This window comes from Gemmatimonas sp. (assembly GCF_027531815.1).
Lineage (GTDB): Bacteria > Gemmatimonadota > Gemmatimonadetes > Gemmatimonadales > Gemmatimonadaceae > Gemmatimonas.
The window spans coordinates 433,268-445,414 of the sequence record NZ_JAPZSK010000004.1; the positions used below are offsets into that span (position 1 = coordinate 433,268).

At 66.6% G+C, this 12,147-nt stretch carries 6 protein-coding genes and 1 riboswitch; of the genes, 2 read left to right on the forward strand and 4 right to left on the reverse strand.

The annotated features are described in order from the left end of the window. Nucleotides 1–3: 3 nt before the first annotated feature. On the forward strand, nucleotides 4–3,696 hold the full coding sequence (gene metH, locus O9271_RS05695) for a methionine synthase (protein ID WP_343213873.1): 3,693 nt from the start codon (nucleotides 4–6) through the stop codon (nucleotides 3,694–3,696). On the opposite strand, the gene O9271_RS05700 is transcribed toward metH, so the two are convergent. Next, on the reverse strand, nucleotides 3,671–5,989 hold the full coding sequence (locus O9271_RS05700; protein WP_298266978.1) for a PQQ-binding-like beta-propeller repeat protein: 2,319 nt from the start codon (nucleotides 5,987–5,989) through the stop codon (nucleotides 3,671–3,673). The genes metH and O9271_RS05700 overlap by 26 nt on opposite strands. 371 nt (nucleotides 5,990–6,360) lie before the next feature. Further along, a riboswitch (cyclic di-GMP riboswitch) is annotated at nucleotides 6,361–6,449 on the forward strand. A 25-nt stretch (nucleotides 6,450–6,474) separates the two neighbouring features. On the opposite strand from O9271_RS05700, the gene O9271_RS05705 reads away from it, so the two are divergent. Continuing rightward, nucleotides 6,475–8,607, forward strand: a complete 2,133-nt coding sequence (locus O9271_RS05705) for an Ig-like domain-containing protein (RefSeq protein WP_298266981.1) — start codon at nucleotides 6,475–6,477, stop codon at nucleotides 8,605–8,607. Nucleotides 8,608–8,742: 135 nt separating this feature from the next. Here O9271_RS05705 and O9271_RS05710 read toward each other — a convergent pair whose 3' ends face one another. The 3 genes from O9271_RS05710 to O9271_RS05720 form a co-directional block, all read right to left on the reverse strand. Continuing rightward, nucleotides 8,743–9,825 (reverse strand): hypothetical protein, encoded by a 1,083-nt coding sequence (locus tag O9271_RS05710; protein ID WP_298266984.1) that lies wholly within the window; start codon nucleotides 9,823–9,825, stop codon nucleotides 8,743–8,745. Further along, the gene (locus tag O9271_RS05715; protein WP_298266986.1) at nucleotides 9,825–11,222 is read right to left on the reverse strand and encodes an MBOAT family O-acyltransferase; all 1,398 of its coding nucleotides are present in this window, start codon (nucleotides 11,220–11,222) and stop codon (nucleotides 9,825–9,827) included. Before O9271_RS05715 ends, O9271_RS05710 begins: the two co-directional genes overlap by 1 nt. A gap of 85 nt (nucleotides 11,223–11,307) precedes the next feature. Beyond that, on the reverse strand, nucleotides 11,308–12,147 hold the full coding sequence (locus O9271_RS05720) for a HAMP domain-containing sensor histidine kinase (protein ID WP_298266989.1): 840 nt from the start codon (nucleotides 12,145–12,147) through the stop codon (nucleotides 11,308–11,310).

The window sequence follows — 12,147 nt, forward strand, 5'->3', positions numbered from 1 at the left end:
CGCATGGCGCTCCTGCGCCGTCGTGCCGCTTTCGAGGCCGCGCTTGCCTCACGCATCCTCGTGCTCGATGGGGCCATGGGCACCATGCTGCAGCGTCACCGGCTCACCGAAGATGATTATCGGGGCCTCGGCACAACAGACCGCTTCGCCGAGTGGCCGCGCGACGTGAAGGGCAACAACGACCTGCTGGTTCTGACCCAGCCGGATCTGGTTGCGAGCGTCCACCGGGAGTACCTGGAGGCCGGGGCCGACATGCTCGAAACCAACACCTTCAATGCCAACGCCATCTCCATGGCCGATTACGGGATGGAGGCGCTGAGCTACGAGCTGAACGTGGCGGGTGCCGCGCTGGCGCGTCGCGTCTGCGACGAGGTCGAGCGGCAGGATCCCACCCGCCCGCGGTGGGTGGCCGGCGTGCTGGGCCCCACCAATCGTACGGCGTCCATTTCCCCCGAGGTGGAGAACCCGGGGGCGCGCAACGTGACGTTCGACGAATTGGTGGCCGCCTACCTCGAGGCGACGCGTGGGCTGGTTGATGGCGGCGCCGACATCCTGATGGTGGAAACCATCTTTGACACGCTGAACGCCAAGGCCGCCCTCTTCGCGATCGAGACCTTTTTCGAGCAGTCGGGGATGACGATGCCGGTGATGATCTCCGGTACCATCACCGACGCGTCCGGGCGTACGCTGTCAGGGCAAACCGCCGAAGCGTTCTGGGCCTCCATGGCGCACGTGCGCCCGGTCTCCATCGGCCTCAACTGTGCGCTTGGCGCCGCGCAGCTCCGCGGCTATGTGCAGGAGCTCAGCCGCATCGCGGACTGTCACATCTCCGCCCACCCCAACGCGGGACTCCCGAACGCCTTCGGCGGCTACGACGAAACGCCGAATATGATGGCCGAGCACATTGCCGAGTGGGCACGGAGCGGGCTGCTGAACATCGTGGGCGGCTGCTGCGGGACCAGCCCCGAGTTCATCGCGGCCATTGCCAAGGCCGTGGAGGGCGTGCCACCGCGACGCGTGCCGCAGGTGGAGCCGCTGCTGCGCCTCAGTGGGCTCGAGCCGTTCACCGTGGGCCCCACCACGAACTTCGTGAACGTGGGTGAGCGCACCAACGTGACCGGCTCGGCCCGCTTCGCCAGGCTCATTCTCGAGGGCAACTACACTGAGGCGCTGGCCGTGGCGCGCCAGCAGGTGGAGAACGGCGCGCAGCTGATCGACGTGAACATGGACGAAGGGCTGCTCGATGCGCAGCACGCCATGGTCACGTTCCTCAACCTCGTGGCCAGCGAGCCCGACATCTCTCGCGTGCCCATCATGGTCGACTCCAGCAAGTGGAGCGTCATTGAGGCCGGACTCAAGTGCCTGCAGGGCAAGGGTATCGTGAACTCCATCTCCCTCAAGGAGGGAGAAGCGGAGTTTCTGCGTCAGGCGCGCCTCGTCCGCCACTACGGCGCCGCGGTCATCGTGATGGCCTTCGACGAGCTAGGGCAGGCCGATACGGTGGAGCGCAAGGTGGAGATCTGCACGCGCGCCTACCACCTGCTCACGCAGCAGGTCGGGTTCCCGCCGCAGGACATCATCTTCGATCCCAACATCTTCGCGATCGGTACCGGCATCGAGGAGCACGCCGGCTACGCCGTGGCGTACTTCGAGGCCACACGGCAGATCAAGGCCACGCTGCCGCACGCCAAGATCAGCGGCGGCGTGAGCAACGTGAGCTTCTCCTTCCGCGGCAACAATCCGCTGCGCGAGGCCATACACGCGGTGTTCCTGTACCACGGCATTCGGGCCGGCATGGACATGGGCATCGTGAACGCCGGCGCGCTCGTGCCGTTCGAAGACATCCCGCTCGATCTGCGTGATCGTGTGGAGGATCTGGTCCTCAACCGTCGTCCCGACGCCACCGAGCGCATCATGGAGGTGGCGGAACAGCTGCGAGGCACAGGGAAAAGCGGAGGCGCTGAGGAAGCGGCGTGGCGTTCTCTCCCGGTTGAGGAGCGGCTCACGCACGCGCTGGTACATGGGATTGACGCGCACGTCGTGGCCGACACCGAAGAGGCGCGTCAGACGGTGGCGCATCCCATCGAAGTGATCGAAGGGCCACTCATGCGAGGCATGAACGTGGTGGGTGACCTGTTCGGTGCGGGCAAGCTGTTCCTGCCGCAGGTGGTGAAGAGCGCGCGCGTGATGAAGAAGGCCGTGGCGCATCTCATCCCCTACATCGAGCAGCGCAAGACGGCCGACACCAAGACCAACGGGCGCGTGCTCATGGCCACGGTGAAGGGCGATGTGCACGACATCGGCAAGAACATCGTGGGCGTGGTGCTGCAGTGCAACGGCTACGAGGTGGTGGACATGGGCGTGATGCAGCCCTGTGCGGCCATTCTCGACAAGGCGCGTGAGGTGAACGCCGACGTGATCGGCTTGAGTGGCCTCATCACGCCCAGCCTTGAGGAGATGAGCTTCCTGGCCAGTGAAATGGAGCGGCAGGGATTCACCATTCCCTTGCTCATTGGCGGGGCCACCACCAGCAAGGCCCACACGGCGCTCAAGATCGAGCCTGAGTACCGTGGGCCGGTGGTGCATGTGCTGGATGCGTCGCGCGCCGTCGGCGTGACCAGCAACCTGCTGAGCGACGAGCGGCGCGAAGCGTACGTGGCGGAGGTGCGACGGGACTACGCCGCCATCCGCGACGCGCGGAGCGCCCGCGGTGGCGCGGAGCGTCTGGTGTCACTGGCAGACGCGCGCGCCAACCGGGCGCGCATCGACCTGTCCGTCCCGGTGCCCGTCCCCACGTTCACCGGCGCACGTACGCTGGCGCCATATCCGCTTGACGATCTCGTGTCGTTCATCGACTGGACGCCGTTCTTCCAGACGTGGGAGCTGGCAGGCCACTACCCGGAGATCCTCGACGATCCGGTGGTGGGGCCCTCGGCGCGCACGCTGTTCGCCGACGCCCAGGCCATGCTCCATCGCCTGGTGACCGACGGCCGAATCGAAGCGCGCGCGGCGTTCGGCTTCTGGCCGGCCCATGCCATCGGCGACGACATCACGCTGTACACCGACGCCACCGCCACCGAACCGCTGGCCACGCTGCACATGCTGCGCCAACAGCTCGACAAGAAGGGTGATGGACGGCCGAACTTCTGCCTGGCCGATTTCGTGGCGCCCGTGGCTAGCGGTGTCGTCGATTACGTCGGGGCGTTTGCCGTGACCACCGGGCACGGGGTGGAGGCGCTGGCCGCGGAGTATCGCGCGGCGCACGATGACTACGGGGCAATCCTGGTACAGGCGCTGGCCGATCGCCTGGCCGAAGCGTTCGCGGAACGGTTGCACCAGCGCGTCCGCACGGAGTTCTGGGGCTATGCGGCCGGGGAGACCCTCACCAACGAGGGGCTCATCAAGGAGAGCTATCAGGGGATACGTCCCGCGCCGGGCTATCCCGCGTGCCCCGATCATGCGGAAAAGGGCACCCTGTTCACGCTCCTGGATGTACCGGCGCGCGCCGGCATGACGCTCACGGAGAGCTTCGCGATGTTTCCGGCGGCCAGTGTGAGCGGCTGGTACTTCTGGCGGCCCGAGAGTCGCTATTTCGGTGTCGGCCCGATGGCTGAGGACCAGCAGCGGGACTACCGGGAGCGCACCACGCGTGGGCGCGCCCTCGTGGCCGTCAACGCGCCGATGACGGCAACGTGAACGCGATCACGCGATCGGAGCGCCCCGAGAAGCCCTTGTAGGCGCCGCCTGTTGCGACCACCACCACGTACTGCGTGCCGTTCACGTCGTAGACCGTGGGCATGGTGGAACCGGCGGCGGGCAACCGGTACGCCCACAGCTCGGCGCCGCTGGCGGCCTCGAAGGCCCGGACCATGTTGTCGGTCGTGCCCGTCGCAAAGAGCAGCCCGCCGGCCGTCGCCGTTACACCGCCGATGTTCTGCAACCCCAGCACCGGCTTGCCGTCAGGGCGAACGCCGTCCAGGCGTCCGAACGGGACCTGCCACAGCTTGCGTCCGCTGTTGAGGTCCAGCGCCGTCAGCTGCCCCCACGGCGGCCGACTGGCCGGGTGTCCCCGATCGTCGAGCACCAGCTGCCAGAACGCGCTCAGGGACAGGGAACGCTGCCGGTCGGCGCGTTGGTCGAGCGTCGCGAAGTAGTCGTACAGCTGCTGCAGGTTCGTGGCCGTGACCGCCGGGCGCTTGCCGGCCCGTTCGTGGCGCGCGGCGAAGTCGGCGGGCGACTCCAGTTGATCGCGGCGACGAAGGAAGGTGATACCGACGAGCGAGGGGACGTAGGCGTCGCCCGCGCCCTCCCACTCGTACGAACCACTGCGGCTTGCACCGTGGCACGAGGCGCAGGTGGACTGGTACAGGGTGTTCCCCAGAAGGTCTGCGCCGGACTTGCTGGTCGCCTTCACGTCCGCGTATTGGACACGAATCACCCACGGGACCTGCGTCGACGGGACATACAGAATGCCCTTGCGCGGATCCACAGCACCCCCCGGCCACTCGGCGCCACCGTGCACGCCGTAGAACGCGATCTTGCCGCCAATGACTGGTGGTTCGAAGAAACCGAAGCGAGCATCCCGCAGCTTGTCTTCGGCGGTCCGCCGCGCGCTTTCCGAGATGTCCGTGATCTGGTCGCGGGTGAACTCGTCGCGCGAAAAGGGCTCGGGCAGCGTGAACACCGGCTGGTACGCGGCCGTCTGCTCGCCGGGAATGGACGACGTGGGGGTTCGTCGACGCTGGTAACCAAAGATGGGGCGGCCGCCATCGCGATCGAGCAGCAGGGTGTTGCCACGCTTGGTGAGGACGGCCACCACGTCGACTGTTCGCCCTTCGCGCGTGATGGTGGTCAGCACGGGGGCGGCCGGAAGGTCGAGATCCCACAGGTCGTGTTCGACTTCCTGAAAGCTCCAGCGCACCGCTCCGGTCTTCGTGTCGATGGCGACCACGCTGCACGAGTAGTCGTTCTTGCCCGGTCGACTGGACCCGATCATGGCCGGTCGGGGGTTGCCCGTGGAGACGTACGCGATCCCGCGCTGCACATCGGCCGATATGCCTCCCCAGGGGGCCGCGCCGTCCAACGCGGCAGGCTGTCCGCCGGGCTTCGACAGAAGGGACCGCGACCAGAGGCGAGTGCCCGTGCGCAGATCGTATGCTTCCACCGCCGGCTCGAGGGTGGCCACCACCAGACGATCACCGACGATGACGGGGGCGATCAGCGAGGCATTGGTGCCCACCACGCCTTCGGTGCCGAACTCCTTGATCACCGTGCCATCGGCGGCACGGACCGCGTACACCCCGCGGCTGGTGGGCACGAACAGCCGTGACGCGGTGAAGTCCGGATTGGGTTCCCACACCAGGCCGCGCTTGGCCACCGGTGCCGGCAGCGGCGTGCGCCACAGCTCCTTGCCGGTCGCGGCATGGACGGCCACGAGGTCCCCTTCGACGCTGGTCAGGAAAAGGTGCGTGCCGACGACCACCGGATTGGTCTGCACGGTAGGGCCCGTCTTGGTGGAGTCGCCAACGTCGGTGCCCAGGGAGTAGCTCCACGCCACTTGGAGCTGTCGCACGTTGCTCACCGTGATCTGATCGAGCGCGGAGTACTTCGTGGACTGGGCGTCCGCGCCGCTCCGATACCAGCCACGCTCCACCGGTTCCGGTGCGGTACTTGGCGGCAGCTGCGCCACATCGACGCCCGGTACATCGACGAATTCCGGCAGGGCGTTACGGGCAGCGGCGTCTTCCCGGGGCGGCATGCCCGAGGAATCCGCCAGCGAGTACGTCAACGTCCCACCGACGGTCGGAATGAAATCCTTGGGAACCGTCAGAGCTTCACCGACCACCGCCGTGAGCCCGCCGCGCCGGACGCGGTCCCACGCTTTGGCCAGCGTACGACGCACACCCAGCTCACGCGCCTTCTGCACGAGATCGGGGCGCGCAATCCACGCGGTGGGAACGGCGACCACGGCGATAACCGCCGCAGGCATTACGGTGCGTCGAAGAAGGCGTCGGGGCATTGCTCAAGAAACGGGCAGGCACCGGCATCCCGCGGCGTATGCCGGCAGTATGGGCGCGGACTCGGGGCACCAATCACCCATAATACGGTTCAGGCTGGCAAGGGTCACCAGTGCGTGCGTGCCTGCGCGAGAATCTGCGCCGGGATCGCAGTCTTCCGATGTGAGGAAAGAGGCCAGAATTGTGATGTAGGTAACGCGGATTCGCCCAACCTGTCACATCGAAAGACATACGTGTTTTGGGTCACTGAAACACGGTTACTGCGGACATATCCATATCGTCGCTCAAGCGAGTCGGACTTCAGGCCGCGGCTGTGTGAAGATGCACACCATGACCCGACTCATCGACGAAACGGCATACCCGCCGAAAGGCGGGGACGCAAAGCCTCGGGGCTGTCGCGACGAAGGTCGCCAGGCCGGCTGGGTTACCGAATCCGGGAACGGATCAGGAGAAGTCTGTGCACATCCGCTATGCGCGTCTGACCGGCGCCCTCGCCACCATGCTACTCGTCTCGGCCTGTGCCGACGATCGAGCCCACAGCGAACTCGTTACCGGGATTCCCACAGGGTCCCTGCTGACCGCCCGAACCGGTAGCGCCGTGACCCTGCGCGTCCGGGACTCGGTCCAGTTGACGACGGTCAATCTCAAGCGGTCCGTTCGCTGGAGCAGCAGCAATCCGGGAGTGGCGGGTGTATCGCGAAACGGCATGGTTGTCGGGCTGACGGGAGGAACGGCCACCATCACGGCGTCGGGGGGGAATGGGCTTGAACGGACCACCGTTTCGGTGGCCAGCGCGACACCCACCGTGACGAGCCTTACGCTCAGCCCCGAGGCCGTTCAGCTTTCCACTGGCCGCACGCAACAGTTTACCGTGTCCGCGCGCTGGTCGGATGGCAGCGCGGTGGTGCCACCTGTGACGTATTCAGCAACTGGAGGGACCATTACTTCATCTGGATTGTATACGGCCGGAAGCCTCGCCGGCACGTTCATGGTGGTGGCCACCTGCGCCTGCGGCGTGGCGGACACGTCGGCCGTCGCCGTGCAAGTGGCCGCACCAGCGCCGACCGTCACGGCCCTCCGAGTTTCGCCGAAGGATGTGTCGGTGTCGCCAAGTGCAACGGTACAGCTTTCCACCACGGCCAGCTGGTCGAACGGTGCCACGACGCTTCCTCCCATCAGCTATGCGGCCCTCGACGGCGGCACGGTGAACGCCACCACCGGTGCGTTCGTGGCGCCTGCCACGGCCGGTCGCTTCCGCGTGGTCGTGAGCAGCACGGCGACGCCAGCGCGCGACACCGCGAACATCACGGTGGCGGCCCCGCAACTGGTCACGCTGCGCATCGCGCCGCGCACCAGCTCGGTGGCTGGCGGCGCGTCGGTGCAGTTCTCTGCGACTGCGTCGTGGTCCACCGGTGCCACCACGTTGCCGCCAGTGACCTACACGGCGCCCGATGGCGGCAGCGTCAATGCCAGCACGGGACTCTGGGTCGCCCCGGCCACGAGCGGGTCGTTCCGCGTAATCGTGGCGCACACCGGCGGCTCGCTGCGCGATACGGCCACGGTTACCGTGACGGGAACTACACCGCCGCCTGCCCTGGTCACGCTGCGTATTGCGCCGCGCACCAGTTCAGTGGCCGGTGGCGCGTCGGTGCAGTTCTCTGCGACTGCGTCGTGGTCCACCGGTGCCACCACGTTGCCGCCAGTGACCTACACGGCGCCCGACGGCGGCACCGTCAATGCCAGCACGGGACTCTGGGTCGCCCCGGCCACGAGCGGGTCGTTCCGCGTAATCGTGGCGCACACCGGCGGATCGCTGCGCGATACGGCCACGGTTACCGTGACGGGAACAACACCGCCGCCTCCCCCGGTCCCCACCGCCTTCACCCCGAACCTGCCCAGTGGCATGCGGATGGTGGGTGACTCCGAATTCGACAACCAGAATGTTCCGGGTATCGAAATCATCAACTGGGACCGCAACACGGTGCAGTCTCCAACGACACACGGTGTGGCATTGATGAATGTGGACGGGCGCTCCGTGGTGCGGGCATGGTTCCCGGAGCGGCACGCGGGGAACGGCGTAGGGCCGATGACGATCACGACGGGCGAAATGAATGCACGGTCCCACTACATGTCGGTGCGTCTGCGCTACAGTGCGAACTACCAGTTCCATACGAACACCGAAAAGCTGCTCTACCCGGTCCTTGTGGCGCCAGGGGCGGGAGCGCCGCTGCTCAACATCGGGCGCAACGGGGAACTCGCTGGATTCAGCGGCCCCATGAACGGGCCGGTTGCTCCGCTTGTCACCGCGCTCTCACCGGCCGGCGTCATTCCGATCGGCCGGTGGTTCCACATCGAATACTACACGCGCCTCAACAGCCCGGGCCAATCGGATGGCGAGCAGCGCGTGTGGGTGGACGGGCGTTTGGTACTCGACCGTCGGAACGTGAGTTTCGTGGTCCACGGCTCGCAGGTGCTGTTCCTGCGTGGGCGCCTCGACTTTACACGCGGCGGCGGCCCCTCCTCGGTTCTCACGCCGCTCGGCGGGCAATGGGTAGACGTGGACCGCCTCGCGTTCTACGCGGGGAATTGACGGAGCGTCGCTGCGCAGGGAACGCAAAGGGCCGCCACGATGACGTGGCGGCCCTTCGTTGTTGCCGTCGTTCCAGCGAGACACCGACCTTCTGCTCGATGAATGTTCGAGATGCTGACGTGCGCAGCGACCGAGTTACTTGTTGCCGCCCCGACAGAGCAGGGGGTGCAGCGCCCGGGCGGTCTCGCCGGCAACGGCAGCGGCGCCCGAATCATTGAAATGCCCGAAGTCGCGGAAGGCCGAGGGACCGAGGGTGCGCAACCGCGCTCGAGGATCCACGAGCATGATGCCTGAATCGGCCGCCACCGTGCGGGTGCGTTCCGCCGCCGCCGCGTCGAAGCGCACGATGGCCGTGCCGGTGTACTCCGGATAGAAGCGCTCCCACGCCGTGAGCATGCGGCGGGCATCCAGCGACGTGGTATCGGTAAACCGATTGGCGTGCACCATCAGGATCGGCGTCGTACCGGCACCGCGCACGGTACCCACCAGGACGCGCAAATCCCGTTCGAAGGCGTCGAGACGATCCTGGTCCACCGTCGTGCGCGCCGTGATGACGTCGACCTTTCGCGCCCGTGCCGTCATGAGCGTCCGGCCCAGGTCGAGCAGCGGTTCGGGGACGCCGCGCTTGATGGCATCCCGGAAGCGCGGCAAGGCCCGTGAGCGCCACGGAGACAGGGGCTCGATGGCTCCTGGGAGCGGCTCCGCCGCCGTCGGCAGCGGCGACGCGAGATACTGCATGGGGGTCGGGTAGTAGATCCACACCGCCGGCGCATGCGGTTGCAGCCGTCGCACGAAGTCCTGCCGTACCGTGGGCAGCGACATCCCCGCGAACGCCGCGTTCAGCACGTGCACCGGCCGCGCGCATTGCTGCAGACTGTCCTGCAGTTGTTGCGGCCAGTCGCGACCGGGTGACTCGTACAACCCGAACGTTTCCGAGGCCCCCGCGGCAAACACCAGCGACCCGTTGCGCGTGGCCGGATCGACGTCGCTGCCACGAAACCCCCAGCGGTTGATCCGATACTGACGGTAATGCACACCGGCCCGAGCGTGAAAACCCAGCGAGTCCCGCACGGCGAGCTCGGACATCGCCACGGCGGGAGCGGACAGCGGCACGCCGAATTGCGCCCAGTCGTCCAGCCGCACGGTGAACTCGAGAGCGGAGGCGCCAACCAAACTGGCAGCGACCGCTGAACCGACCAGCGAACGCGCGGTGCTCATCAGAACTGGAAGTAGAGGAAGGGCGACGGACGTGCCGTTACGATCATCGCGAGGCCAGCGCCGAAGGCGGCGGCCAGTCCGAGCCGCCGACGCCACGTCCACTCATGGCGCATCTCGAACGCATTCGGCCCCGCCATGCTCCACCACGCGGCGATGCCCATCGTCACCATGGCCAACCCGAGATTGACCTCGGTGAAGTGCAGCCCGTCCGTGGGGATGACCAGTAGGCGGAGGATGTGCAGCGCTTCCCCGAACGAGGTGGCGCGGAAGAAGATCCACCCCACCATGACAGCCACGAACATGCCCAGCTGCTGCGCGAGCTTGGGCAGGCCATCCCAGGTCGCCTTGAAGACCCGGTAGACACAGAGCAGCAGTCCGTGGTAGAAGCCCCAGAAGACGAAGGTCCACGACGCGCCGTGCCAGAGCCCACCGAAGAGCATGGTGAGCATCAGGTTCCGGTAGGTGTTGAAGGTGCCGAACCGGTTGCCGCCGAGGGGGATGTACAGGTAATCGCGAAGGCACGAGGAGAGCGAGATGTGCCAGCGCTCCCAGAAGTCGGACGGATTGAGTGCCTTGTACGGCGAATTGAAGTTCTGCGGAATGCGGATCCCGAACAGAAATCCGAGACCCACGGCCATGGTGCTGTAGCCGGAGAAGTCGAACAGCAGCTGGAAGGTGTAGCCGATTACCGCCAGCCAGGCGCCGCTCGAGGACAGCTCCCGCCAATTGGCAAACGACGGATCGACCAGCGCGGCCAGCGTGTCGGCGACCAGGACCTTCTCGACGAGACCGATGCAGAAAAAGGAAATGCCCTTGGTGAGCCAGCGTGTTCGGCTGCTGCGCCCCAGCGCCTCGAGGTCCTCCTCGATCTGGCGGAAGCGTACGATGGGCCCGGCCACGAGCTGCGAGAACAGCGATACGTACGTGGCGAACTCCCACACGTTGCGCGTGGGCGTGATGGTGCCACGGTACGCATCCACGATATAGCTGATGGTGTGGAACGTGTAGAACGAAATGCCGATCGGCAGGATGATATCGAGATGGGGAACCTCGAGCGGCGCGCCGGCGGCCGTCGATAGCGACCGGACCGTGTCGAGCGCGAAGTTCGTGTACTTGAAGAACGCCAGCAGACTGAGGTCGATGGCGATGGGGACCACGAGGTACATCTTGCGTGCCCGTGAACCCACCGGCGATCGCAGCATACCGAGGCCTGCCACGTAGCTCACGAGCGTCGAGAAGGCCATGAGCAGGCAGAAACGCGGATCCCACCACCCGTAAAACACGTACCCGGTGAGGGTCAGCCACCGGTACCGCCACGACGCCGTCGGCAGCAGCCAGAAGACGACATAGGCGATGGGGAGGAACGCGAAAATGAATTCTATGCTGTTAAAGAGCACCGCGTCTCAATCGGAACGGGCGAAAAGCGGAGGGCAGGAAACGCATGAGCATTCCGCCAGAAGGAGGTGGGGCCCAGGCACTGCGCTACGACGGTTGGCGTCGTGGCAACCGGACAGTGGCCGTGGTACCGGCCCCGGCGTTGTCCTCGAGGGACAGCGTGCCGCCGACCAGATCGAGCAGACGCATACAGATACCAAGGCCAATCCCCGATGGCATCATGGGCAGCCCACGGCGTTCGATCGCACCGCACGGGGTGCTGCCGGGCTCCGAAAGCCCGATGCCACTGTCGATAACGCGGGTGACGAGCGTGCCATCGCTCTCCTCGCTCACCGTGATCGTGATGCCGCCCACCTCAGTGAACGTGATGGCGTTCACGACCAGGTTGAGCAGGGTCCGATGAAAAACCAGCGGATTGCCACGGTACGCATCCGCGCGGTCGATGCTCACGCGCAGATAGAGGCGCCGGTCCTCGAACAGCGGCCGTGTCGCGGCCCGGACATCCTCGAGAACACCGCGCAGCGAGAAGACGCGATCGACTGCGGCCAACGGTGAACTCTGCGCCGCCACATCGCCGAGACTGCTGATGAGAATGGCCATGCTCTGGGCGGCGCTGCGCGCCCGTCCGAGCAAGTGCTCCTGCGTGGCGGTGAGCGGACCCGCCATGCCCGAGTGCAGTTGGTCGATGGTGAGCATCAGTCCCCCCAGCGGCGACTTGAGGTCGTGGGTCAGGCTGAGCAGTAGCAGGTCGCTCTCGCTGGTGCTGGTGCGGTCGGCTGGGTGATCCGCGATTCCGCGCGGCCCCCGCAGCGCGACGGTACCGGCCGCGATCAGGGCGTCAACGGCTTCGGGGCTAGTGTCGAGCGACGCGTCCGCGTGGTCGGGGGCGGACGACGGCGCAGCCGAGTGCAGAGGAAGGGGCGTCAT